This is a genomic window from Sungkyunkwania multivorans (genome assembly GCF_042675645.1).
GTDB lineage: Bacteria > Bacteroidota > Bacteroidia > Flavobacteriales > Flavobacteriaceae > Sungkyunkwania > Sungkyunkwania multivorans.
Genome location: NZ_JBHTJH010000017.1, coordinates 129,352 through 155,640 on the forward strand (window position 1 = coordinate 129,352; position 26,289 = coordinate 155,640).

Annotated in this window: 23 protein-coding genes and 1 tRNA gene; 13 read left to right on the plus strand and 11 right to left on the minus strand. The window is 40.4% G+C overall.

Translation table 11 applies throughout. The features are described from left to right. Nucleotides 1-14: 14 nt before the first annotated feature. From ACFQ1M_RS12130 to ACFQ1M_RS12165, 8 genes are all read left to right on the plus strand, one after another. The gene (locus ACFQ1M_RS12130) at nucleotides 15-1,085 is read left to right on the plus strand and encodes a DUF1611 domain-containing protein (RefSeq protein ID WP_386408567.1); all 1,071 of its coding nucleotides are present in this window, start codon (nucleotides 15-17) and stop codon (nucleotides 1,083-1,085) included. Further along, nucleotides 1,085-2,608, plus strand: a complete 1,524-nt coding sequence (locus ACFQ1M_RS12135) for a hypothetical protein (protein WP_386408569.1) — start codon at nucleotides 1,085-1,087, stop codon at nucleotides 2,606-2,608. Before ACFQ1M_RS12130 ends, ACFQ1M_RS12135 begins: the two co-directional genes overlap by 1 nt. Beyond that, the gene (locus ACFQ1M_RS12140; protein ID WP_386408571.1) at nucleotides 2,592-3,392 is read left to right on the plus strand and encodes a creatininase family protein; all 801 of its coding nucleotides are present in this window, start codon (nucleotides 2,592-2,594) and stop codon (nucleotides 3,390-3,392) included. Before ACFQ1M_RS12135 ends, ACFQ1M_RS12140 begins: the two co-directional genes overlap by 17 nt. Nucleotides 3,393-3,415: 23 nt before the next feature. Next, nucleotides 3,416-4,483: a mandelate racemase/muconate lactonizing enzyme family protein gene (locus tag ACFQ1M_RS12145; RefSeq protein ID WP_386408573.1), complete on the plus strand. Its 1,068-nt coding sequence runs from the start codon at nucleotides 3,416-3,418 to the stop codon at nucleotides 4,481-4,483. Between the two features lie 134 nt (nucleotides 4,484-4,617). After that, nucleotides 4,618-5,037, plus strand: a complete 420-nt coding sequence (locus tag ACFQ1M_RS12150; protein WP_386408575.1) for an NUDIX hydrolase — start codon at nucleotides 4,618-4,620, stop codon at nucleotides 5,035-5,037. Between the two features lie 135 nt (nucleotides 5,038-5,172). Then, entirely contained in the window at nucleotides 5,173-6,699 is a 1,527-nt protein-coding gene (locus ACFQ1M_RS12155) for a GNAT family N-acetyltransferase (protein WP_386408577.1), read from the plus strand. 66 nt (nucleotides 6,700-6,765) lie between these two features. Beyond that, the gene (locus ACFQ1M_RS12160; RefSeq protein ID WP_386408579.1) at nucleotides 6,766-7,353 is read left to right on the plus strand and encodes an SET domain-containing protein; all 588 of its coding nucleotides are present in this window, start codon (nucleotides 6,766-6,768) and stop codon (nucleotides 7,351-7,353) included. A 240-nt stretch (nucleotides 7,354-7,593) separates the two neighbouring features. Then, complete coding sequence (locus ACFQ1M_RS12165) at nucleotides 7,594-7,965, plus strand: hypothetical protein (RefSeq protein ID WP_386408581.1); 372 nt, start codon at nucleotides 7,594-7,596, stop codon at nucleotides 7,963-7,965. Nucleotides 7,966-8,351: 386 nt separating this feature from the next. Here the strand turns inward: ACFQ1M_RS12165 and ACFQ1M_RS12170 are convergent, their stop codons facing one another. From ACFQ1M_RS12170 to ACFQ1M_RS12180, 3 genes are all read right to left on the minus strand, one after another. Further along, nucleotides 8,352-8,621, minus strand: a complete 270-nt coding sequence (locus tag ACFQ1M_RS12170; protein WP_386408583.1) for a hypothetical protein — start codon at nucleotides 8,619-8,621, stop codon at nucleotides 8,352-8,354. Nucleotides 8,622-8,923: 302 nt separating this feature from the next. Continuing rightward, nucleotides 8,924-9,790, minus strand: a complete 867-nt coding sequence (locus tag ACFQ1M_RS12175) for a sigma-70 family RNA polymerase sigma factor (RefSeq protein ID WP_386408585.1) — start codon at nucleotides 9,788-9,790, stop codon at nucleotides 8,924-8,926. A 144-nt stretch (nucleotides 9,791-9,934) separates the two neighbouring features. Next, nucleotides 9,935-10,129, minus strand: coding sequence for a small ribosomal subunit protein bS21 (locus ACFQ1M_RS12180; protein WP_386408587.1), 195 nt, complete (start codon nucleotides 10,127-10,129; stop codon nucleotides 9,935-9,937). 836 nt (nucleotides 10,130-10,965) lie between these two features. On the opposite strand from ACFQ1M_RS12180, the gene ACFQ1M_RS12185 reads away from it, so the two are divergent. Both ACFQ1M_RS12185 and ACFQ1M_RS12190 read left to right on the plus strand, forming a co-directional pair. Then, nucleotides 10,966-11,949, plus strand: a complete 984-nt coding sequence (locus tag ACFQ1M_RS12185) for a fatty acid desaturase family protein (RefSeq protein WP_386408589.1) — start codon at nucleotides 10,966-10,968, stop codon at nucleotides 11,947-11,949. A 33-nt stretch (nucleotides 11,950-11,982) separates the two neighbouring features. Then, nucleotides 11,983-12,228 (plus strand): cold-shock protein, encoded by a 246-nt coding sequence (locus ACFQ1M_RS12190; RefSeq protein ID WP_386408591.1) that lies wholly within the window; start codon nucleotides 11,983-11,985, stop codon nucleotides 12,226-12,228. 212 nt (nucleotides 12,229-12,440) lie between these two features. Here the strand turns inward: ACFQ1M_RS12190 and ACFQ1M_RS12195 are convergent, their stop codons facing one another. From ACFQ1M_RS12195 to ACFQ1M_RS12220, 6 genes are all read right to left on the minus strand, one after another. Then, nucleotides 12,441-13,289 (minus strand): prohibitin family protein, encoded by an 849-nt coding sequence (locus ACFQ1M_RS12195; RefSeq protein WP_386408593.1) that lies wholly within the window; start codon nucleotides 13,287-13,289, stop codon nucleotides 12,441-12,443. Nucleotides 13,290-13,929: 640 nt separating this feature from the next. Continuing rightward, on the minus strand, nucleotides 13,930-14,262 hold the full coding sequence (locus ACFQ1M_RS12200; RefSeq protein ID WP_386408595.1) for a cupin domain-containing protein: 333 nt from the start codon (nucleotides 14,260-14,262) through the stop codon (nucleotides 13,930-13,932). Nucleotides 14,263-14,978: 716 nt separating this feature from the next. Continuing rightward, the gene (locus tag ACFQ1M_RS12205) at nucleotides 14,979-15,539 is read right to left on the minus strand and encodes a helix-turn-helix domain-containing protein (protein WP_386408597.1); all 561 of its coding nucleotides are present in this window, start codon (nucleotides 15,537-15,539) and stop codon (nucleotides 14,979-14,981) included. 572 nt (nucleotides 15,540-16,111) lie between these two features. Continuing rightward, nucleotides 16,112-16,185 (minus strand) — tRNA-Asn (locus ACFQ1M_RS12210). A gap of 193 nt (nucleotides 16,186-16,378) precedes the next feature. Next, nucleotides 16,379-17,728: an RIP metalloprotease RseP gene (gene rseP, locus ACFQ1M_RS12215; protein ID WP_386408599.1), complete on the minus strand. Its 1,350-nt coding sequence runs from the start codon at nucleotides 17,726-17,728 to the stop codon at nucleotides 16,379-16,381. 112 nt (nucleotides 17,729-17,840) lie between these two features. After that, nucleotides 17,841-19,655: a M1 family metallopeptidase gene (locus ACFQ1M_RS12220; RefSeq protein WP_386408601.1), complete on the minus strand. Its 1,815-nt coding sequence runs from the start codon at nucleotides 19,653-19,655 to the stop codon at nucleotides 17,841-17,843. A gap of 116 nt (nucleotides 19,656-19,771) precedes the next feature. Between ACFQ1M_RS12220 and ACFQ1M_RS12225 the strand changes: the two genes are divergently transcribed. The 3 genes from ACFQ1M_RS12225 (at nucleotide 19,772) to feoB (ending at nucleotide 23,033) form a co-directional block, all read left to right on the plus strand. After that, nucleotides 19,772-20,446 carry an SCO family protein gene (locus ACFQ1M_RS12225; protein ID WP_386408603.1) on the plus strand — a complete coding sequence of 225 codons (675 nt, stop codon included), beginning with the start codon at nucleotides 19,772-19,774 and terminating at the stop codon, nucleotides 20,444-20,446. Nucleotides 20,447-20,705: 259 nt separating this feature from the next. After that, complete coding sequence (locus ACFQ1M_RS12230; RefSeq protein WP_386410849.1) at nucleotides 20,706-20,933, plus strand: FeoA family protein; 228 nt, start codon at nucleotides 20,706-20,708, stop codon at nucleotides 20,931-20,933. 3 nt (nucleotides 20,934-20,936) lie between these two features. Then, entirely contained in the window at nucleotides 20,937-23,033 is a 2,097-nt protein-coding gene (gene feoB, locus ACFQ1M_RS12235) for a ferrous iron transport protein B (RefSeq protein WP_386408605.1), read from the plus strand. Nucleotides 23,034-23,584: 551 nt separating this feature from the next. Here the strand turns inward: feoB and ACFQ1M_RS12240 are convergent. Both ACFQ1M_RS12240 and ACFQ1M_RS12245 read right to left on the minus strand, forming a co-directional pair. Beyond that, nucleotides 23,585-24,106 (minus strand): hypothetical protein, encoded by a 522-nt coding sequence (locus ACFQ1M_RS12240; RefSeq protein ID WP_386408607.1) that lies wholly within the window; start codon nucleotides 24,104-24,106, stop codon nucleotides 23,585-23,587. 121 nt (nucleotides 24,107-24,227) lie between these two features. Further along, complete coding sequence (locus tag ACFQ1M_RS12245; RefSeq protein WP_386408609.1) at nucleotides 24,228-26,258, minus strand: S9 family peptidase; 2,031 nt, start codon at nucleotides 26,256-26,258, stop codon at nucleotides 24,228-24,230. Nucleotides 26,259-26,289: the final 31 nt, after the last annotated feature.

Sequence of the window (26,289 nt, forward strand, 5' to 3'; positions counted from 1 at the left end):
ATTTAAAATCAATCATGAAGAATTCAATAGACGGAAAAGCCTTGGTATACTGTGAGGGTGCATTCAATACCCCTAATGGAAAAACGGCACATGGACTCGTTCGATTTACCGAACGATATCAAATCGTGGGAGTGATCGATAGTTCCTATGCTGGTCAAGACGCTGGCAAGGTATTAGACGGTAAAAAGAATGGCATTTTCATTTTTAGAAGTATTGAAAGTGCCGTGAGGGAACTCACGGATATGGGAATGTTGCCCAGAACATTGGTCATTGGACTAGCACCCGATGGAGGAAGACTTCCGGCACATGCAAAAGCCACCCTACAAAAAGCGCTAGATATGGGTTGGAATCTCGATAGTGGTCTCCATGATTTTCTATCAAATGACAAAGGGCTCGTTAAATTGGCCGAAGAAAATCAGTGTCGCATACGTGATGTGCGAAAAACGCCTCCAAGAGAAAAATTACATTTTTTTACAGGAGAGATCGAAAAGGTCGACTGCCTTAAACTGGCGGTATTGGGTACTGATTCTGCCATTGGGAAACGTACCACCGCGTGGTTATTGGTCCATGCTTTCAGAAAGCTGGGTCTAAAAGCGGAGATGATAGGAACTGGACAGACTGCTTGGATGCAAGGAGCTAAATACTCCATGATCATGGATAGCTGTATCAATGATTTTGTTTCTGGAGAGATCGAACATGCCGTGGTCAGCGCCTATAAAAATGAAAAACCCGATGTGATCGTCATCGAGGGGCAAGGGAGTTTAATGAACCCTGCATATCCTGGCGGTTTCGAAATTCTAGCAGCAGGCCGTCCAGACTATGTGATCTTACAGCACGCGCCTACGCGCGTAGAATACGACGGTTTTCCGGGCTATAAGTTGCACTCTCTTCAAGAACAGATCAATGCTATTGAGATCATTTCAGGCAAAAAGGTGATTGCCATTACCGTAAATCACGAAGGAATGCAGGAGGAGGAGATCATCCCAGCCTGCGAAGCGATCACACAAGAAACCGGGCTACCTGCCTTTGATGTCTTGAAGTACGGCGCTACTGAATTGGTTCAATTGTTAAAAACCAAATTATAATGACCGGTATTCGTGGCTTGGTAGTTTTCAAGACCCTAAAGATACATGCGCTAACGGTAGAACCAAAGCGTGTGAAGGCAACTTACACTCTCATTAAAAAAGATGAGAGCATCGTTACAAAAGAACTCATCTATTCCTACCATAGCATATTTTTTGATAAGAATAACGCCCAGAACGTAAATCTTGCATCGATGATGGTAGCCCAAGTGGCCATCAATTATGGGCTGTTCCTCGAAACTATAGAATTTGACGGTCTATATGATGAGATAGATAAGCGTTTCATCAAGGAAATGATGGAGAATACTTCGCGAGAAATTCTGGTGAACAAGTTTTTTTCCCAGAATGAGTTCCTTAAGCCGCCATATGATGATCTTCAATTTGAGAAATTAGCACGCTATACCGCCGCTAACATTGAGTTTGTAAATTCTCAATTCGACCACTTGAAATTAACAAAGGATGCGGCGATCACAAGTAAGGAGCACTATGCCATCCTAAGCAGCGGAGGTAAAGATAGCCTGCTATCTTATGGTATCATAAAGGAATTGGGAGTACCACACCCTGTTTTTATAAACGAAAGTGGGCGTCATTGGTTTACAGCTATTAACGCGCATCACTACTTTCGGGACAACGAACCTAATACGGTTAAACCTTGGTGCAATAGCGATCGCATTTTTAATTGGATGGTGAAGCAAATGCCGTTTATTAAGGAAAATTTTCAAAACATACGAGCCGATATCTATCCAATACGTTTGTGGACCGTAGCGGTATTTTTATTCGGGGTGCTACCTGTAGCGCGAAAACGAGGGATTGGCAATATTTTGATCGGCAATGAATATGATACCACGGTGCGAAGCAATTATAAAGGCATCACTCATTATAATGCTTTGTACGATCAGAGTAAGTATTTTGATAATGCCCTTACTCGATATTATGAAAAGAAGGGATGGGACATCTACCAATTCTCTCTACTGCGCAGCCTTTCAGAATTGTCAATTCTAAAAATACTGGTAAAACGATATCCCGAGTTACAAAAGTTGCAGGTATCGTGTCATGCAGCACACGAGAAAGATGGTAAGATGCTTCCTTGCGGGAATTGTGAAAAGTGTAGGCGAATTGTCGGAATGCTTTGCGCACTCGATGAAGACCCAAAGCGCTGCGGATATAGCGAACATCAAATTCAAAAAGCTTTGGATACCTTGGCAACACGAAGCGTTAAACAAATAGGCACAGATGCAGCGCAACTATATCATTTGCTTGTAAGCAAAGGGATCATTGAAAAAAATGAATATACCAAGAAACTCGCCAAAGAACACAGGGAGATCTCTATGCTTCGCTTTGACCGCGAACGAAGCACGCTATCCGATCTACCAAAACAAATACGCGAACCGCTTATGAATATTTATGACCAATACTGTGACGGAATGGTAAAGCTATTGGATCGCAAATGGGAATCTTACACATTAACAAAGGCTGAATTAGAGATGCCATATTTTTTAAACAAAGACAATGAAACAATCCTATAAGAAAGTGGACTTCCTCTGGGAACAAAAAACCTGGCCCGAATTGGAAGCCTACTTGAAAACCGTTGATACTGTGATCTTACCTTGTGGCGCCATTGAACAACACGGGCCACACCTTCCTGTAGATATCGATTATTATGATGCCAATTATATGGCTCATCGGGTAGCAGAAGCCTGCAAAGCACCAAGGCCTTTGGTATTGCCCCCAATTCCGTTTGGAGTGAGTTATCACCATGAAGATTTTAAGGGTACCTTGAGTGTTACCAACGAAGCGCTTTCCAAATTCGTGTATGACCTAGGAATGAGTCTTGCAAAAAATGGTATTAAAAAAATAATCATCCTCAATGGTCATGGAGACAATGCTCCTACACTGAGCTATGCTGCTCAAATGATCAATAGAGATGCCAAGATCTTCGTCTGTGTGGACACTGGTGAAACAAGTGATGTCGATCTGCTGAATCTGATCGATACCCCAAACGATGCCCATGCCGGCGAAATAGAGACCAGTACGAGCCTTGCGTTGCGCCCCGAAATGGTACAAATGGACAAAGCGGTAAATGAGACCCTATCCTTTGGCAGTACCTTTTTGGATTTTGATGATGAACGCAGCGTGAGCTGGTACGTGCGCACCAACAAGATCTCTGAAAGTGGTATCATGGGTGATGCCACAAAAGCCACTGCAGAAAAAGGAAAGAAAATGTGGGAAGTGATGATACGAAATATGGCGGCTTTTGTAGAGTCTATAAAAAACACCCCGCTAGACGACCTCTATCAAAAAAGATATTGAAGCGGCATAAAAAATAACAACGAATGAAAATCACACATGTCTCATACGAACGTCTAGATCTAAGGCTATCCGAACCTTACACCATTGCCTACGAAACAGTCTCTAAAACGGTAAACTTTATTCTGAAAATAGAAACTGACAAAGGCTTTGTAGGCTATGGCTGCGCCGCCCCAGACCAAATTGTGACCGGTGAGACACCACAGCAGGCAGAACAAGAAATAAAGAATATCGTGCTTCCCTTTCTTAAAGGGAAAAATCCGATGATGTCCTCAGAAATTCTTGCTGATCTAAAACCGTTGTTAAAAAGAAATTCGTCAGTTCTAGCCATGGTAGACATGGCCATATTGGATCTTGTGGCACGTAAATTAGACACCCCGCTTTACCAGTTTCTGGGTGGTTATCGACATCGTATTGCAACTAGCATTACCATTGGAATTTTGCCTCTAGCGGAAACGTTGAAAACGGCAGCCGAGTTTATAACACTAGGCTTTTCCATCATAAAACTGAAAGGAGGATTGTCTCTTGAGGAAGACATCGAAAAAATGGTTTGCTTACGGAAAAATTTCCCTACAATAGAACTGCGTTTTGATGGTAACCAAGGGTATTCTCCAGAGGAGGCCATTGCGTTCTACGAGCGCACAAAAAAAGTAGGAGTCGAATTCTTCGAGCAACCTACCAAGGTCGGATTGGACAATCATATTGGAAAGGTGACCGATGGAACTGATATCCCTATCATGGCCGATGAGAGCATCAAAAATGTAAAAGACACCTTTAGACTTGCTCAGGGAGGGTATATCGATATGGTAAATATCAAGATCATGAAGGTGGGCGGTATCAGAGAAGCGATGCACATTAATTCGGTCGCTCAAAGTGCTGGCTTGGAAGCCATGGTTGGCTGTATTGACGAGTGCAGCTTAGGAATTGCTGCAGGATTACATTTTGCGCTTTCCCGAAAAAATGTCCGCTATGCCGATCTCGATGGTCATTTAGATATTTTGAATGATCCATTCAAAGGAATATTCAAGTTGAAAAAAGGAATTTTATATCCAAGTGATGCCTCGGGATTGGGGGCGATATCAAAACTTACATGAACCCATGCAATCTTAAATAATAGTAACTGGTCATGACCATTTTATTTGCACTGAATTGCCATGAGAAATAAGAAAAATGAATTACATAGACCCTATTCAAGACCTTTATTATCATCCCAACGATCTATTATACTATGAAGCTTAAAAAAACGATTCATAAATGTCGTCTCCTTGCCTTCAAAGAGGAGAAGATCTTAGTATTACAAAAGGCAGGTTTTAAAAAAGAACTTTCCTTGCCCGGAGGCATTCAAAAGAAGAAAGAAACAGACTTCCATTCTTTGATACGGGAGGTGGACGAAGAGATCGGGGTACTTCTAAAAAAAGATGAGCTGTCTTACTTTGTTTCCAGAAAGAATATTACCAAAGAAAAAACGGAGGTCTATAAGCATTATTTTGTTGCAACAAGACCTCTGAAGAAGATCACACTGCTGGAACCAGAAAAGTTTAAACGCGTTTTATGGATTCCTTGGTATCAAGCATTGGAATATATGGATAAGGAGGATTGCAGTGCGGTTGCGATGTACTGCGATCAGTTCAGTAAGGCGGCCAACTAAAAAAGAAAGTTGCAACTTGGACTTGGCCATGAAACACATTTATTAACGACAGAAACAGTTACCTTTAGTCACTCTAGACACAAATAGTGAAAAGGAACTATTTTTAGCATTCAAAAAATCATTAGCCATTGATATATGAAAACAAAGGACATCGAAAACATAGAGCTCAAGTTCCTCGACTTAAATGATTATCAAGAACTTAAAACTGCCATGATATCGGCCTATACCAATATGCCGGGGTCATATTGGAAAGAGCATCATATTCAATCCCTTATCGAAAAATTCCCAGAGGGGCAGGTAGTTATAAAGATCAACGATCAGTTGGCCGGATGTGCACTTTCGATCATTGTAGACTATGACAGCTTTGATGATGATCATACATATAATGATATCACCGGCAATTATACCTTCAAGACCCATACGGATGATGGTGATGTTCTTTATGGAATAGATGTCTTTATCAAACCAGAGTTCCGAGGGTTGCGACTAGGACGAAGGCTTTATGACTATCGAAAGGAAATTGCCGAAAAACTAAATTTGAGAGGAATCGTCTTCGGTGGTAGAATCCCCAATTATCACAAGTATGCGGATACGATATCCCCCAAAGAATATATTGCCAAAGTAAGGAGAAAAGAAATACAAGACCCTGTCTTAAACTTTCAAATTGCCAATGACTTCCATCCCATAAGAGTGTTGAAAGGATATTTGGAAGGCGATGAGGCCTCTGGGGAGTACGCGATACTCATGGAGTGGGATAATATCTACTACAAAAAGCCTTCAAAAAAGGCAGCTATCAAAAAGAGGGTGGTTCGCCTTGGTTTGATCCAATGGCAGATGCGACCTTATAAAAATTTGGAAGAGCTCCTTAATCAGGCTGAATATTTCGTTGATGCCCTTGCCGGATATCGTTCAGACTTTGCATTGTTCCCAGAGTTTTTCAACGCTCCTCTTATGGCCAAGGACAATCATTTGAGCACTCCAGAGGCCATCAGAGAACTCGCCAAGCATACCGAGGCCATTGTTAACAAATTCTCTGAATTTTCTATTACCTATAATATAAACATCATTTCTGGGAGTATGCCCGAAATACGAGATGGTCGTCTATACAATGTTGGGTATCTGTGCAGAAGAGATGGTACGATCGACCGCTATGAAAAATTGCATGTCACCCCAGACGAGGCCAAAGTATGGGGAATGCAGGGAGGAAGACAGATCAAGGCATTTGACACCGATTGTGGCAAGATCGGCGTGCTCATCTGCTATGATTCCGAATTTCCAGAATTGAGCAGACTATTGGCCGATGAGGGTATGGATATTTTGTTCGTCCCCTTTTTAACGGATACCCAAAATGGATATTCTCGGGTGCGTAACTGCTCGCAGGCTCGTGCCATAGAAAATGAATGCTATGTTGCCATCGCAGGAAGTGTTGGGAATTTACCAAACGTAGAGAATATGGATATTCAATTCGCGCAATCCATGGTATTCACCCCTTGCGATTTTTCGTTTCCAACTAACGGGATAAAAGCAGAGGCAACCCCAAATACAGAGATGATCCTCATTGCAGATGTAGATATTGACCTACTTCGGGAATTGCATCAATTCGGCGCAGTAAAAAATCTTAAGGACAGAAGGACCGACCTTTTTGAGCTTAAGAAGAAATAAATATGGGCAAATTCAGTCATGAAGCTCGCAAGAAAATTTAGATCTAAAGCATATTAGTAACTAATAATGATACATCCACATACAGAAATCAAATATATAGGTGAAGAGATAGGCTATGGAGTCATCGCAACCGATTTTATCCCGAAAGGAACCATCACTTGGGTCCTTGATAAGTTTGATCGCGAATTTACCCCCGCTGAATTCGATGAGCTGGAGCCCATTTATAAAGATATTTTAGATACCTATGCTTATAAGAACAACCAAGGTAATTTGGTCCTATGCTGGGATAATGCCAGGTTTGTGAATCATAGCTTTAGATCCAATTGCCTCACCACGGCCTACAATTTTGAACTGGCGGTAAGAGATATTCATCCTGGAGAGCAACTTACCGATGACTACGGCTATCTCAATATAGATAGACCATTTAGAGGTATCGATGAAGGCACCAAGCGAAAGACAGTCTATCCTAATGATTTGTTGAAGTATCACAAAGTCTGGGATGCACAACTTAGATCCGCCTTCGGTAATTTTTCTAAGGTAAATCAACCGTTAAGGTCGCTTATACGCGAAGATGTCTGGAGAACTGCCCTACAAATCGAAAATGGCGAGATCGAAATGCAATCTATCTTGACGAATTATCATTTTAATCAATAATTGAATAAGACGAAAATGATGGAAGCTTCAAACAGACTCCTTCAGACCCTCCTCTAAAATTTACGCATAAGAAATATTTGGACATCAAGTCTGTGCCACTTGCAGACCGGTTTTGTCATTAGTTGAAAAAATGGTGGTCCATAGTGTGACCTCATCATATTTTGCGTGTCTCAATTATAGTTTCAACAAGGATGAAACCCCTGTTGAACAAGATGAATAAGAACCTTTAAACTCATAAAAATGAAAACATTAAAATTATTGCCCCTCTTTCTAGTCGCTTTCTTGTTTTGCAATTATACCGCAGTAGCGCAAGAAGAGGAAGAGGATGAAGAAGATGAGGTCGTCGAAGAAGTCGCAACGAGGATCATTGGCACGTACACAGGTGTTGAGGATGGTGCATTTGTGTTCACCCATGAAGATGAGAATGGAGAAGAAAACACTATCAGCTTTGAAAAAGTATCTCCCTTGCTAAAAGGAATGTATGATCTGAGCGATAAAAAGCTGGTTGGAAAAAAGTTTCAGATCGAATACATCACAGAAAATGTTGTGGACGAGGATGACGAAGAGATGTTGACAAGCGAGCGGACAATTATTTCATTGACGAAGCTTTAAACTTTTGCCGAAAAGATAGGAACGTATTGATGACATACTTGAATGCATCTTCGATGGGGATAATACAGCCTATTATAATACATCTTTTGATGAGATCTCATCGCTAAATGCAAATTTTTAAGACTTCCTAAAAAAGAAGGCGCCCGTCAAATGACGGGCGCCTTCTTTTAAACTCGGTTAAAATTTATCGCTTCCGAGAGGCCAAGATCAATGAGAGCTAGGCGCTATAGAATAACATTTTTTAAAGAAAAAGCCAGAATCTCAATTCTGGCTTCAAACATCCCACATTTATCAATATGGTACTGTTTCATCAATCAACTCACCAATTATTATGTCTAGATAAAGTATATTCTTATGACACCGATTTAATTTCTAGGTCACCTATTTTAACAAAATTCTGCGTCACAATTGCCATTTTCGTTTTTTGGAGGGAAAAAGTTATCATCATATACCCCACTGATAATATTCTCGATCTGTTCTGTTTTGACGAAAAATACGGTGTCGTTCAATACAAAGCGAACCCGATCACCCAGTTCCTCATGCACCTCTTTAAAACTTATCACATCGCTTTCTTTAAAACCATCTTTATATATCATTGCGATGGCTTTGATCATTTCGTTGGATAGGTAGCTAAAATCGACTTCTAATTTTTTCATAGCATCTAATTTATATCTAATTCTTAGACACCAATAAATCAGATTTGTCACTATCACGTTAAAACATTAAAGATCACAGGATATCCATTTTGCTTCACGACCAACTTATATAGAAATGATCTTACATAATGAACCGCTGAAATACTATTTTGATCCTGGGCACCCTTTACATTAGAAAAAACATAGATTAGCGACTTTGTCAGTTTTTCGCCATGACTTAAATGATATTCTCTTTATCGTGACCAAGCTTGCCTTGCGCTCCTTTTGGCACCTGACCGATCTGACCTTTTGGAAAAAGGTGCTTATTCCAAATATACTTTTAGAAATTCCATTTTGGAACAGTTCCTTAAACGGTCCAAAGCTTTTATTTTTATTTGTCGTACCCTTTCTGTGGTAAGATCTAGATGATGCGCGATTTGATCTAATGCGAGGGAATTATTTGTTCCAATACCGAAGTACATTTTGATGATGTAGGCCTCACGGTAGGACAAAACATCAAAGATACTATCCAAGTCCATTTTCAACGATTGTTCGATCAGTTTTTCTTCTGGACTACCAAGATCTTTGGATTGTATTCTTTCGTGTAAGTTCACCTCTCCATCCCCAACTTTCAGGGGTTCATCCATCGAAATGGGCCATGAAGAATGACTTAGGCAAAATTGAATCTCTGACAATGAGAAATCGATCAATTCTGCCATTTCTTCCGCGGTAGGCCTTCTTTGGTAGATCTGTTCAAAATCGGAAGAGGCGTTGTTCATCTTCCTCATCGCATTTATTTTGTTCGAGGGCAATCTAACCATCCTTGATTTTTCGGTAAGTGCCCGCATTATTCCTTGACGTATCCACCAAACCGCAAAGGAAATGAATTTGAATCCTCGTTTCTCATCAAATTTTGTTGCCGCTTTGACCAATCCAAGATTTCCTTCATTAATTAGATCATGAAGATTAAGTCCTCTGGACTGGTATTGTTTGGCAACGGATATGACAAATCGTAAATTGGAAATTACCAACTTTTCCTTTGCTTGTTCATCCCCGTTTCTAATTCGTTCCGCCAGATCGACCTCCTCCTCTTCCGTGATCATCGGGATCCGGCTTATCTCACTCAGATATCTTGAAAGCGAGGGGCTCTCAATTTTTGTGAGCTGTTTCGGTATTGACAGAGACCTCATCGTGTTTGTTTTTTTACCAATGAAAGCCTCGTAGCGTTCGGCTTTTCATATTTCGCTATCTCTCTGATTATCTGCCGGATACTTTTATAGGGTATTTTGTCATTATCGACTATGGCGACAAGGTTCAAGTGTTGATACATAAAGTCATTCCTCATTCTTTCTGAAATATTCATTTCGATATATCGCCTTTTCCAAACCCTCTCGCTTCTCCCTAGACTTTTTGATAAATTCTCGGTTCTCTTTAATACGTTTCAACTGTTGGGTCTTCCGTACCTTATTCCTATACTTTTTTAAGGCTCTTTCTATGTTCTCGCCAGGTAGTATCTTAATTATTAACATATTGTATCTTATTTATGATGTTTCTTTAATCTGGGCACCTCGGGGTGAATTGTTGAAAAGTGTATTGTCCTTTTATATCAAAATGGATGTTCCGCGAAAAACTATGCTTTGGACTTTGGCCTTGACGGTCTTTGAAACGTGGATATTGGCCCAAGTAAAAAATAACTAAGAAGCGGGCCTTGAGAATTGGAAACGGATAAAGGAATGGGCTATCTTTTTTATTTAGTGATCAACGCAATTGTCATCGATAATCCTTGATATGTCGTAAAGGAAAGGATTTAAGTTGGAATCAAACTGTTTTATTCCTTTTATTTATCAGATCCCTTTTTATTTTGTGATGTATGAAACAAATTTTAATTCTGATCGATATGTGTTGGCGCTTACACCAATAGAACATATCATTCGTAAGATGCTTATTATCAATATTTAACACGAAATTTGGAAAATACTCTTCAAACTAGCAGTATATTCGCAAAAGTTAAAGTTAAGAAAGCCCAGATTTATTTAGTCTTATCAGATTCTCGATTCATTTTCAGCTCTCTCCCTTTTAAATTCATTATCAAGTAACATTTTTAAGCCCAATGTGAGGTTATTGGGACTTGTTAGGACATAATTTATCATAGTCCCTACGATCCATTAATTATTCAAGATGTCACGACAATTGAGCTTATCATTATCTCTTATATCAAATGTGGAAAAAAGATCAAACCACGATTAGCGACGTTAAAAAACCAAAATTTTCAAAACGAGCAAACTCTGATTTCTCAAAAATACTGAGGAACAGGGTAAACAATTATTTCAAAACAAACAATATTAGCAAGCATGCAAACAAGAGCATGATCAGCAAGACCATCGTTATGCTAACGGTCTTTTTTGTGCCATTGGTTCTAATTAATATTGGTGTTGTCACCGTTCCTTGGCTCCTTTTCGCCTTATACATAATCAGTGGAATTGGAATGGCCGGAATCGGTATGGGCATCATGCACGATGCCAATCATGGTTCGTACTCCAAAAATCGAAAAGTGAATAAGTATCTTGGCTATACAATGAATTTGATAGGTGCAAATGCGAATGTTTGGAAGATCCAGCATAACGTACTGCACCATTCCTATACCAATATAGAAGGGGCAGATGATGATATAAACGCTCCTTTTTTCCTTCGCTTTTCACCGCATGCAAAAAAAAATAGCATCCATAGGTTTCAACACTTGTACGTGTGGTTCTTTTATGGTCTTTCTACAGTTTCTTGGGTTACTGCCAAGGACTTTCTCAGGCTTTTCCGCTACAGAAAAATGGGGTTCTTGAACAAGAAAAATCAATTCAGAGATGAATTGATAAAGATGGCCAGTTGGAAGCTACTATATTATTCATATGCCTTAATATTACCCTTGATAATGGTACCGTTGGCACCATGGATGATCATCTTGGCCTTCATTAGTATGCACTTTGTAACAGGTTTACTGATCAGCATCATATTTCAAGTGGCACATATCATGCCCAGTACTGAATTTCCTCTTCCCGATAAAGATGGAATTGTCGAAGGTGACTGGTTTGCGCACCAATTGGCCACAACAACGAATTTTGCGCCAAAAAGCAAGTTTTTCTCTTGGCTTATAGGTGGGTTGAATTATCAAATAGAACATCATTTGTTACCCAATATTTGTCACATACATTATAAAAGAATATCAGGTATCGTCGCCGATACTGCCAAGGAATACGGCATGCCCTATCATACAAAACGGACATTTGCTGCCGCCATCATGGCCCATATTGGAGTTTTACGAAAGTTGGGCAAAATGCAGCCTATTCCTGTGAGATAAAAGTTGGAATCTAAAAACAATAAACTTAAGAACATGAATATTATAAAACGAACATTGAATAAAATAGCAAACAAGAGATCGAAAGCAATGAAAAAAGGAACAGTAAAATTCTTCAATAGTGCCAAAGGGTTTGGTTTTATAAAGCCCGCAGATTCTGATGAAGATATCTTTGTACACCAAAGTGGCCTTATCGACGAGATCCGTGAGAACGATGATGTAAAATTTATGATGAAACAAGGCCAAAAGGGAATGAATGCGATCCATGTGGAATTGGCTTAAAAAACCCTCATTTCCGCATCAATGAAAAAGCCATCCTTTTAAAGGTGGCTTTTGTTTTTGTCCTGTCCCTTTTCTTGTGAGCTCATTTCGTTGTTTAAATTGGAAGCATTAAGAATGTTTTTTATGCCTACTGCTGGTGACACCCACGATTTAGACCAGAGCTAACCTACTAATTATGGACCATCATAAATTCAAACTCCGAGGTATTCGTCTTATTTGTTTTTGATCGCATCGCCCACACCAATAAATGGAACTGCACCAGCACCTGTTACCTGAGGTAAGATCCCATTCCATTTTTCTATCGCCTTGAGGTTCGCTTCTATCTTTCTTAGTTCGATAAGGTCGGGTGAAATATTCATTTTTTGCAATCGTAGCGCCTCCGCTTCGGCTGTTGCCGCAGCAATGGTCTGTTCTGCTTCCACCCTAATCCTGTCGAGGTCCCTTTTTGCCTTTAATGCATTTTGCTCGGCGGTTTGCTTTGCCTCAATGGCATCGGTAAAGGTTTGAGAAAAGCTAAATGAGATAATTGAAAAAGCGTCAACCGAAATGTTGGACGCCAGCAACCGCGATGTAAGCGCTTGTTGCATTTCAGTGCTTACGGCCGGTCTTTTGGTGATCAATTCCTCGGCCGTATACCTCGCTGACACCGCTTTCATTACTTCTTGAATCGCGGGGTCAATGATACGCTCCTTAAATTCCACACCAATGGTCTGATACACCAAATTTGCCTTGTCAGGTATAATGTGATAATTAAGGGCTACCGATAAATCCACATCCTGGAGGTCTGAGGACGAAGATGCAGCGTCTGTCATCGCCTTTTGGATCTTTACGTCCATTAGAACGACTGTTTGTACTATTGGTATTTTGAAGTGAATACCTTCATTCAGCACTGTTTCTTGTACGGCACCGAAATTCTGAACAACGCCACGTTCACCGGCACCGATCTGAACCCATGGTTTAAATGCAAACAAGAGGATCACTACTATAGTAATGATGAACAAATTTCTACGTTGGCCTTTTTTCAATACATTCTTTATCTCGTTTAGGGGGGTATTTTCCATAATCGTTTCGTTTATTTACAAAGATGGGATTTCCTTTTTCCCAAATGTTGCATAGTATCAACCCAATCTTACATAAATCACACTTTGTTAAGAGAGAATATGGATGCGATTTGCCTTAAAGCTTTAGACTTTAAGGTATTTAACCGAGAACAGGGAACTTTGCAATATTTGTCTCAAGGGGAGGATAATTTTAGACTAAGTGATGTTCTAAGCTCCTGCAAGACGTTTTAAGAGCAGATGATGCTTATTCGGCAAAAGGACTTTAGACCAATATTATGGGTACGTGAGCTACTTCAAATACGTTAGCTATAAAATCCTCTATATCCATTATTTTATCTGTCTTAGCGTGGTGTTAAACTTAGCCAATGATGGAATGTTTCGACTATCTTTGCACACATATAAATGTGTACTAAAGGGCGTTTATTGCGCCCATCACGAGAAGTAAATAAAGCAGCGATAATGAAGCAGATAAAAAAAGTACCTCAAGATAACAATATTAGTATTGACAGGCCAACAACCCGTCATGAGAGTTGGAAAAATCATCGAAGATATACCTCCTTAAAATTAATACGATTTTCATAAAGGTCAGAATATTACAAAGAGGGTAAAAGCCCTCTTTTTTATTTCTAAAGAGAGTGCTTCATTCACCTCTCAAAGTCATGCAGATCATTTTAAATTTATGATTTGCCTCAATAGAGCTGGCGGCATGGCCTGGCACAATAATGGAATCTCCCTTTTGCATAAAGGTTGAATTTTCATTGATAACAATTTCTGCTTTACCCTCAATAATATAAATAAATCGAGAAAAAGGAGATTGATCATAGGCTTGGACCTTCCCATAATCAAATACAAAAGCCTGAATAACACCGTGGTTCCCGACCATTATGTTTTTCACCACGATGGCATTTGTGCTATAGTCCAATACATTCTCCAAATTAAATGTCATGGATTCCTCAAATTCAGCTTTATCCATGGTTTTTGGGTATGGTTAATTATTTCTTTTATTCTGCTCTATTATTTTTCTCGTCTCGTTTTGCCCTTTTGGCCGCCTTTTTTTCTTTAGGGGTTCTTGAGGGAGGTGTTTTTCCTGATTTTTGCTTTCCTTCTTTTTCTTTTGACATGATATTTTTGTGTTAGATTTTTATTCTCAATGAAATTATTACTCCTAACATTGCCTCAATTGAAAAATGGAGTGTACATTTTCTATTCATACTTTTTGGCCGCCACCCGCTGGTGAGAATCAGAAATATTGAAATGGCAGCTGTGGAAAGGTGTTTTCATTCACTCATATATTCCAATAAAAGAGTAGTGTCTTTCAAGGTCTCCTCTTTTTTCGGAATACATAGCAATTTAAAAATGCTGATCAACAAGGTAAATTGAATGTGCTCTTGAGCGGTTGCGCTATCACAACATTTAATACTACCGACAATCATTTTCAATTCGAATCAACCCTAGCACTAAGCTTTTGCTAAATCCTCTTTCTTCTTCACTATTTGATCTAAAATTTTTACGGATTGGTGCAAAGAGCCTTGCTAGAATTTCAAAGACCCTTTTTGCCTGTTTGTTCTTCTCGAATATATCCATGAATATCACTTATTTTGAAAACAATTACTAGTCATAATACTCATGATAAGGTGCAAAATAAATCTGGAGCAACAACTACATAAATATTCTAAAAGCTTGCATATATCACAGGTTCTCAAGATTTTGCAGTCGTTTCTTCTTTAGTTTTTTATAAAAAGAAGGAGGGAGACCTGTGACTTTCTTGAATTGATTTGAAAGATGAGATGGGCTGCTATAGTGAAGCTTATGAGCGATCTCAGTAAGGTTAAGTTCATCATATAGCAGTAATTCTTTTACCTTCTCAATTTTATGTTTGATGATGTAGTGTTGTACAGTGATTCCTTTCACTTCAGAAAATGTGTTCGACAAATACGTGTAGTCGTATCCTAATTTTTTGCTCAGATAATCGGAATAATTAGTTTTCGGAATTTCATCGGTATGATGAATCATTTCTATGATTGCAGTCTTTATTCGCTCAATTAAGATGCTCTTAGCATCGTCTAGCAATTCTAGGCCAGATTTAAATAGGTTCTTTCCTAACAGAGTTCTTTTCCCTGTGGGAATTTCCTCTGGGATTTCGACCATTCCAAGATCTAAGGCGGTATGGTCTATGTTTAATTTTTTCAGTTCTTCCTTTACCAATATTTTGCAGCGTTGACTTACCATATATTTGATGTACAATCTCATGTTCTCAATTTAGCTGATTAGAAAATTGCCGCAAAAATCTTTGAAAATACTCAATAAGGAGCATCGAACCTTTGTTTCTAAATGGGGGGTGCTCCTAAGCCTTTCTCACTATCATTGGGTGGGCTTTGGTTCTTTTAAAAAACCTGTGATTTTAGGATATCCTCGATATGATTAAAGATAGTCAATAATTTATACTTCTATTGAATATTCGTTTTTGCATGGCTAATGAAATACCGAACTTCTTGCAGGTTTTTCATGAGTACATTATTCCAAAAAAGATGTAAGCCTGATATTAGATCTATATTGCAGAAAAGTAGTCAGCTTCAAGTTCAATAACCATTTTCTCTGTTCATTTTACAAAAGGCTTTGATCCCATTGTAAAGAATGAGTTCTACTCTAGATCTTTTAGACGATCGTCTTAAGCAATGTAATGTGGGAATAAAAAGAGCCACACTCTCGTGCAGCTCTTTTGCTTTTTTGCTCCCCTCGCCTAGCTCGGGACAGGCGTCTTGCCCAAGTTTTCTCAACGAAAAAAGCCAATCACTTCTGTGATTGGCTTGTCGTCGCTTCCGCTCCCCCTCTTGGGCTCGAACCAAGGACCCTCTGATTAACAGTCAGATGCTCTAACCAACTGAGCTAAGGAGGAATGTTCATTTAGAACTTTTATATCGAATTGGGAAATTATCGGCTTCCCGATTGCCTTTGAACGTCTCTTGAAACAAGGATCACTCCCTATTTTTAACCTACCCTACACCATTAAATATCAAATTTTTTCGAGTAGGCGGGTGCAAATATATGCGTTTTTTTAGTTAAGCCAAACAAAAAATATCTTTTTTTGACTACTTCATAAAATTACGATAAATATCGTTGCCAAAGGCAAAAACGAACAGTGTGATCAGTAAAAGAAACCCAACCATCTGGGCATATTCCAAGAATTTGTCGCTAGGCTTTTTACCTAAGATCATTTCATACAACAAGAACATCGCATGGCCTCCATCCAACGCAGGAATTGGCAATAAGTTTAGAACCCCTAACATAATAGAAAGAAAGGCTGTGATGTTCCAAAAAGCTTCCCAGTTCCATGTAGTTGGAAAAATTTTTGCGATTGAAATGAAACTCCCGAGTCCTTTATAGGCTCCCGTACTTGGCGTTACCAGTGCTTTCAATTGCTTTCCAAAAGAAGCAAAACGGTCGAAAAAACGATCCGTCCCAGCACCGAAAGATTCGACCAGACCATATTCTTTCTTAGAGAGCTTTAAATATCCTAGCTTCTCTAGATCCACTTGGGAGAGCCCGCTTAGTACGACTCCCAGCTTCCCTTCGATAGTGGTATAAACGGTAATATCCTTTTCCTTGCCATCCCTTAGAACCGTAGCTGTCATTGTCTCTCCTTTATTCGCATCCAGGTAAGCCGACACCTGATCAAAATACTTCATCGAATTTCCATCCAAGCCTATGATGATATCATTGGGCTGCAATTCTTTTCCAGCATTTGGCGAATCTTCGGCGACTTCTCCGACTACCATGGGGTTTCTGAGACCAATCGGTCTTCTATTCTCCTCAACCAGCTGACCCATAAAATCCGATGGAAGGTCCAAGGTGATCTTTGTACCATTTCTTAGTACTTCTACCTTCTCTGCAAAGAAGATGTTTTCAGCCATTTCGGAAAAGGTGTCAAAGCTCTCTCCATCCACCGAAAGCACCATATCACCACTTCGAAGCCCTGTTTTTTCGGTCATGAATTCAGTGACGGCCATAGCATCGCCAATGTCCTCGGCAGCAAGATACTTCTCCCCATACGCAAAAGACATTCCGACATAAATGATCCAGGCCAATACAAAGTTTACAAAAACGCCTCCAAGCATGATGATCAATCGCTGCCATGCCGGTTTCGATCGAAATTCCCATGGCTGCGCAGGTTGCTTCAACTGCTCGGTGTCCATACTCTCATCGATCATTCCCGATATCTTTACATATCCTCCCAGCGGAAGCCAACCTACTCCATAGACGGTGTCTCCAATTTTCTTTTTAAAGAGTGCAAATTTAACATCGAAGAAAAGAAAGAACTTCTCCACGCGAATTCCAAAGAATCGCGCTGGGATAAAATGCCCAGCTTCATGGAGGATGATCAAAAGCGAAAGACTTAAAAGGAATTGTATTACAATAATGAATATCTCTGTTGCACTCATAGCGTCATTTTCAATTTCTAAAACGAACAAAAGTAAGGTTTTCACCTTACTTTTGGAAAAGAAGCAGTATTATCTGCCTTATATTTAATAAACATTTATGAATCCAGCGCTATTATTCGCCTCCCGCTGAAACCAATGTAGCTCTTCTCGCTTTTGCCAAAGCAATATCTGTGTAAACTCTGGTGGGAGAATTGATTGCTTGAGCGATGATATCAGCATCCGAATCTAGCGCTCTTCTTACGGTGTTATCTCTAGAAATGATGTCGAAATTTGGGTCGATCTCTATCTTCACCACATCAAAACCAGCATTCACTAAAAATAGCTGATCATTGATCGCGTGCTTTAGAATGATATCCTCATAATTTCCATTTGCCGAATATAATCGCACTGGCACTTCGGCCTCAAAGAAATCGACAGAGTGAGGTGCCGTGGTCTGCTGAGAAAGCACCACCTGCAATTCGCCATTCGCATCTGCATGCCAGTCCAGCTTAAAACTTGGAAAACCTTCACCGTATATCCAATCATTGAAGAATTCCGACAGATCTCGATTGCTTTGAACTTCCATGTGTCTGATAAAATCTTCCGTATTGGCGTAGCTGTATGCAAGCTTTTCGTCGTTCAGATAATTTCGTACCCCTTGAAAAAAGTCCTTATCTCCCAAGTGCTGACGTAGCATGTGCAACACCATCGAGGCCTTGTCATAGGTAAGTCTTGAGCTAAAGATCCTATCTATATTATCCAGATTAGATTCGTCCACGTAGATGCTTCCAAATCCGCTTCGGGTGATGGTACTTACCTTTCCCTGCTTCCAATTGTTAAAATCTCGCTTACCATCCAACTTTTCTTCTACCATTCCGGTGAGATAGGTAGCAAATCCTTCATTCAACCATATATCTTTCCAGCTTCCGCAAGTAACTTTATTGCCAAACCACTGGTGTGCTAATTCGTGTGCTATAAGCATTCTACTATAATTGCCTATAAAAGAAACGGTCGTGTGTTCCATACCACCACCCCAGCTAAACTCGGCATGGCCATACTTTTCATCTGCAAACGGATATTCTCCAAAAAGATCTTGGAAGACATACATGATGTCTTTGGTAACCTCGGTATGCTTTTTTGCGGTGTTCATGGATTCTGGATATACATAATTGACGATATCGAAGGTACCGTCCGTTCCTTCAACCGTTTGCTTGTACACTTCATAATCTGTTACCGCAATGGCCACCAAATAAGAAGGAATCGGATAATTGTGTTTATAGGTTGTCGTCTTTGTTATCCCATTGTCCGTGACACAGGTTTCGAGTCCGTTGGAAACGGCCACATAGGATCTTTTCTTCCCTTTTTTCGGTTTGAAGAACGATGGAGTGGTGATGACCACCTCTATAGCGTCTGCCTTGTCATTTAGATCTTGTTTGCAAGGCCACCAATCTTTAGACCCATAGGGTTCCGATAGTGTGTAGAGTACAGGCACTTTGTCGGGCCCATGCGTAGTGATGGTAAAAGCATCTTCTTTTGTAGAAGGCTTACCTTGATATGTGATGGTAATGGTTGCCTCGGTCCCTGTTAAAAAGGTCTGTGGAAGATCGACGACTACTTCATCTTGTTCGTTCTGAATAAACGCTAGCGACCGATCATCGATAGACGCCGATAGTATTTGAAGTTCTTTGCTCGCATCAAAGGTAATGGTCTTCATCGCTTCTTTCGCGACAAAGGTGGTGGTAACTTTACCTTTTATGAAATATACTGAAGGGTCTACAGCGATCTCAAGCTTATGATGCCTAATATCATAGTTGTCAGTGCTTTGCTTGCCAACAAAGGTCATCTTTGCAGCCGCCGCTTTAGCCTCATTTGTAACTATCTGTTGGATGTTTTGGGCGGACCCTACACATAGCACAAATGAAAAGAAGAGTAGGTTAATTCTTTTCATTCTAAAAATTTGGGACTTCTAATATAGGGAATTTTAAGTATCAAACGACTACCTTTGTTGTAAATGATTCATTTTTTGTTATAATCGTCTAAAAAACTGCACCCAAATAGCTCATTATGAGATCTTTTTTTGCAAAATATAAGTTCTTTGGGATGGTACTTCTAATCATCTCTATAGGAATTATTTCATTGTTTTATAGCGCTTTAAAACCCGAAAAACGCCTTCCGATCTATCAGCCGGCCGATGTGAATTTTGAATTGGTCGATAGCACCATTCAGCATGTGAGAAACTATCATAAGATCGCCGATTTCGAACTTATCAACCAAAATGGGAAGACCATCACGCAACAAGATTATCAAGGCAAGATCTATGTAGCCGATTTCTTTTTTACCACATGCGCCACCATCTGTCCAGTGATGACGGATAATATGTATGATGTTCAAATGAATATTTTGGAAGATGATGAGGTGAAGCTCCTCTCTCATTCGGTCACACCTGAGATCGATTCTGTCCCACAATTAAAACGCTACGCCGATCAAAAAGGAGTTATCGATAAAAAATGGAACCTTGTTACCGGTGACAAGAAGCAGATATATGAGCTGGCAAGGAAATCCTATCTTGCCGTCAAAACCACTGGTGATGGAGGGCCTTATGACATGATCCATACAGAGAATTTTATGCTCATTGATAAAGAGGGTCGCATCAGAGGATTTTATGATGGTACAGATAAAGTAGCGATCGAAAAATTACTTGAGGACATCCAGATCTTGAAAACCGAATATGAAGAGTAATCTAACTCCAGGGCAAGCCCACAAGGCATATATTAAAAAACATCTTTGATTTCGAGGCCTTCGTCCGCCAAAATGGCTACATGAAGGCGTAAAGGCCTTGGAGCAACCTGCCGCACGGCCTGCCTTCCAAAGTCTCATGCAAGGGACAGGCAGTCAGGTTTGAATCTCGATTATCGAGGAAAACTTAACATACTTTGTTATTTGCGCATTGACTTTTTTACCCTACTTTTGCTCTTAATTAAAATGAATCTAAATAAAGATACGCTTGACGATTTCAGATCTACAGTTAGGGGAAGAGGGCATTATCAAAGACATTTCATCTGATCTAATTCCATTGAAATTATTAGAGATGGGCTGTTTACCAGGCAATAAGGTCCAATTGGTACAGGTAGCTCCCTTTAACGATCCTTTGTATCTTATCATCAACGATTGTCACCTCGCCATACGCAAGGATACTGCTCAATTGATTGAGATTGAAAAAATGTAGCGAATGAGCAAGCAGATCAATGTCGCCCTTATCGGAAACCCGAACACTGGAAAAACCTCGGTCTTCAATAGTCTTACTGGGCTCAATCAAAAGGTAGGCAATTACCCTGGCATCACTGTAGAAAAGAAACAAGGCGTTTGCAAACTCCCAAGAGGCGTTAAGGCGCATATCATCGATCTCCCCGGAACTTATAGCTTAAATGCCTCCTCGATGGATGAAAACGTGGTCATTGAACTTCTTTTGAACAAAGAGGACAAGGACTATCCCGATGTGGCCATTGTGGTGACCGATGTGGAGAATCTAAAGCGTAACCTCCTGCTCTTTACGCAGATCAAAGACTTAGGCATTCCTACCATTCTCACCATTAATATGGCAGACAGAATGCAGCGAAAGGGGATATCCTTAGACATTTCAATGCTCGAAGAGCGGCTACAAACCAAGATAGCGCTCGTTAGCACAAGAAAAGGTACGGGCATTGTCCAACTCAAAGAATTGATCGCTGACTATAAACATCTCTCCACGAAACCTTGCCTTAACGCTTCAGAGATCGACCCCGAATATTTTGATGGTTTACGGAAGGCTTTTCCAAAGCAAGACCTTTATAAGTTGTGGTTGGTGATCACACAAGATGTCAATTTTGCCAATGTCAACAGAAAAAGAATAGAAGATGCAACGGACTTTCAGACCAAGTCTAAATCATACCTGAAACGGCTTCAGCAAAGAGAAACCATAAAACGATATCAATTTATCAATGAGACCATTAAAGAAGGTTATCGGGTCGATATCAATGCTGCCAAAGACCTGCGAAGTCGATTGGACAGCATTCTAACCCATAAATTTTGGGGGTATGTCATCTTCTTCCTGATCCTTCTCACCATTTTTCAAGCAATCTTTGATTGGAGTACCTATCCGATGGATTTCATTGATGAAAGTTTTGCTTCGCTTGGGGATTGGGTAAAAAGAACTTTACCTGCTGGTGTATTCACCGATCTTTTGGCCGAAGGCATCATCGCCGGACTTGGTGGCATTGTCATCTTTATCCCTCAGATCGCCTTTCTGTTTCTTTTTATATCGGTTTTAGAAGAAACTGGGTATATGAGTCGTGTGGTGTTCCTTATGGATCGAGGAATGAGGCGCTTTGGATTGAGCGGAAAAAGTGTGGTCCCATTGATCTCAGGGACAGCATGCGCCATTCCAGCAGTAATGGCGACCAGGAATATCGAAAACTGGAAAGAGCGACTGATCACCATACTCGTTACCCCTTTCACCACCTGTTCTGCGCGACTTCCGGTTTATTTGATCATCATCGCGCTCGTCATTCCCAATCAACGTTTCTTGGGAATGAATATTCAGGGGCTTACACTGATGGGACTCTATCTACTCGGTTTTTTGGTAGCGATACTTTCTGCCTGGGTACTTAATAAAACCCTAAAGATCAAAAGTCGCAGTTTCTTCGTGGTCGAGATGCCAAACTATAAGCTGCCGCTGTTCAAAAATGTGGCCATCACAGTCATCGAAAAAACAAAGAGCTTTGTCTTTGAGGCAGGAAGGATCATCTTAGCGATCTCCATAGTCTTATGGGTATTAGCGTCGTACGGTCCTGGTGATGATTTCAATAAGGCCGATGCTATCATTGCCCAACAATATCAGGATGTTGGTCTCAATGAGACTGAATTGGAAAATAAGATCGCATCATATAAACTAGAACATTCTTTTATTGGCATCATTGGTAAAACCATCGAACCGGCCATTGAACCATTGGGCTATGATTGGAAAATTGGCATCGCATTGGTAAGTTCATTCGCCGCGCGCGAGGTGTTCGTGGGAACGCTGGCAACGATCTATAGTGTGGGGAGCGATGAGGAAGAGACGATCAAAAACCGTATGGGTGCCGAAGTCCGAGCGGATGGTAAAAAGCTTTTCAATTTGGCCTCGGGAATATCACTCTTGCTATTCTATGCCTTTGCAATGCAATGCATGAGTACGTTGGCCATCGTTAAGAAAGAGACCAACAGCTGGAAATGGCCATTGCTGCAACTGGTTGCTATGAGCGCCATCGCCTATGTCGTGGCGTTGATCTCCTATCAACTCTTAAAATAATGTAATTATCTGTACTTTTGCAATACAGACATCAAAGATGGAAATTCTTCAAAACATACTCGTCTTTATAACCTTTGCGATCGCAATAGGGTTTTTGATTTCCAAGTTCATTTGGAAACCCGCCTTTTTGGTAAAGAGGAAAAATAAGACCGCTAAAGCCTGTGGCAATAGCGGGTGCGGGTGTCATTGACGTATATTGAAACTCTAACATCGCCTGCAGCTTCACTTATCATCAAACTTTTCGATAGTATTGAGTTACTCACTTTGGCAAGATGGCCAAGACAAACTGCCAAAGTTTACTCAGGATTTGAAACCTGGACAAAAAATATAAGTTGGATTCAGATGTATAAAACACTTGTCTTCGTTACTTCTCCGCCCGAACGTACCATTCGAAATGGGCGTGGAGTTTTTTCTTTGATGTAAAGCGAAAAGAAAATACCTGTCTGTCGGCAGACAGGTATCGAGACGTTCTTCAATGAGTTCTCGATACGATCCTATCCTAAAAAGTTGGGATAGTATCACTCGAACTGACAAATCTTCTATCCTATCTATCAAGGAATACTGCCATTCAGATATGTGCTCGCCATTAGCGTATTCCTTTTCTTTTGATAAGCAGGAGAGCTTAAGAATAAATGGGCCACCTGATTTTCCCAATCTCTAGCGATATCAAAATAACTAATATTTACCTCTGCCATGATCTCGTTGCAATCACCGCAGCTGTGTTTATAATCCAGGAAGTGATGTGCAAATTCATGAAATGCCACCACTTTGAGTATTTCGGGGTCGAGCATGGCGACCCAATTGATAAGAATACTTTGGGCTTTACCCGTGGCATCCCGTTTCACTTTTCCGAGTATCATCGCAGTTTCCTGAGTTGGTAGATCGGATACAATGTCTATTTTTTCAAGTTGAAAAAGCTTAGAATTGTATTCAATGCCGTACTTATCACATTGCTTGAAAAACTCTTGAAGTAAAGGCTGTAGGCGACCGTCGATATCCACAGTATTCTGTGCTTTTATGCATAGTGGTTGTGTGATGAAGACGAGCCATAAAATAAAAAGACTACGTTTCATTATAATTAGGTTTGGGGTCTAATAAAAAATGGGGCTCTATGCCCCATTTGTAATTATAAACGCAGCCATTTAAAAATTTATTGTATTAAAATGCTTTTGGGCAGTATTTTAACGTTTACTATTAATTATTTCGATACTTTTCAAACCAAGCCAAGGTATGCGCTACCTTGGTGATCAACTGGCTTGGACGTCTTGCAATGCCATGAGAAGCCCCGGGAATCTCCACCAGAACGGTCTCGATCTTTCTGAGCTTTAAGGCATGGTAGAGCTGTTTAGCCTCACTTGGTGGCGTGCGAAGGTCGTTCATCCCAACCATCACCATCGTAGGGGTCTCTACATTTCCAACCAAGGAGATGGGCGAGAACTTCCAATACCCTTCAAAATTCTCCCAGGGCTGACCTGGATATCGGCTATTGGCATAGCCATAGTAATTATCCGCAACCAGGGTCTTGCTTATCCAATTCATTACGGGTTTAGCAACAACCGCTGCTTTAAAACGGTTGGTCTTCCCAATGATCCATGCTGTCATAATGCCACCAGCACTTCCTCCTGTCACGTACAAATTGTCCTTATCGATCAGCCCTCTTTCTAGAAGGTGGTCTACCCCATCCATCACATCATTATAATCTTCGCCAGGATAATTATTGAACAATAGATTTCCAAATTCTTCACCATAGCTTGTACTTCCCCTAGGATTAGGATAAAATACCAAATAACCCGCAGCAGCATAGAGTTGGATCTCTGCCGAAAACCGATCGCCGTAATTAAGAATTGGTCCTCCATGATTCTCAATCAGTAGTGGATATTTCTTAGAAGCATCATAAAAAGGAGGCTTTACGATCCAACCTTGGATGTCTCTTCCATCTATCGAAGATTTGTACCATACCTCTTCTACCTTTCCCAATTCGCGATACTTTAAGATATCATCGTTCAAAGAAGTGATCGACCGAGGTCGTTTTTGCTTTTTGCTGAACACGGCTACCTCTGCTGGATATGATGGTCGTGATTGGGTAAATGCAAATTCTCCATTATTGTTCACAGAAAAAGAACCACCAGCATAGGGACGTCCTAATGATGTCCCTCCTAAATTGTCCGCTAGCTTGGTCACTTTTCCCGATAAAGAAATATGCGCGATCTTGGTATTTCCTTTATCGTCGTAACTTACATACAATCCTTTACCATCGGCATCCCAAATAGGATTGCCAATACTTCTATCCAATGAGTTCGAAATGGTCCTTCTCCCACTTCCATCGGAATTCATGATATGAAGTTTTCGCAATTGATAAGCTTGGACCTTATCGGCAAATCCAAGGAAGGCAATCTTGTTTCCGTCTGGTGAGACAACGGGATCATAGTCGGGTCCGTCTTGTGAAGTCAGGGTTTCTATCTTGCCAGAAGCTACATCCACTTTGTAGATCTCACTATTTCTGAATCGATACTCCCAGTCTGGTACCCTATTGGCGGAAAAGAAAATGGTTTTTCCATCAGGAGACCAAGACAATTTTCCCTTGTGATTAAAATCTCCTGAAGTAATCTGTCTAGGAGACCCACCATCTGATGGAATAACAAAAATATGATCGTATCCTGGCTTGATATAACCAGCGCCATCGGCCTCGTGCTTTAAGCGATCGGTTATTCTTGGTACATCCGCCCATTTCGCTCCTTTTGGTTTTTTTGGTGCCTTGATGATCACTGGTGGTTTGGAAGCAACTTTCATAGAAAAGGCCAACTGACTTCCATCTGGCGACCATGCAAGGGAACTCGGTGAAGCTTCTAATTGTGAAATACGTGCTATTTGACCGGTAGCGACCCAATACATATAAATTTCATTTCCCTCATCGGTCGCGCTTGTGAATGCGATTCGATCACCTGAAGGTGACCATCTTGCCTCACCCTCATTTACCTCTCTGGAGGTTAACTTTCGATGTTCGCTGCCATCGGTATTGATGACCCATAAGCTTCTTTTGGAAACATCTTTCATAATGTCAAAGCCGTTCCGGCGATACACCACTTGCTTCCCATTAGGTGAAATTTGCGGATCGGAAGCAAATTCCAGTTGAAAGATATCAAGATCTTGGAGCGTTTCTTTTTTTTCTTGAGCACATAAGATGCATGAAAAAAGAAAGAGAGAAAGGAGTTGTATTGGTCTCATAAAAAAAGGCTATCTGAATTAAAGCTTCAAG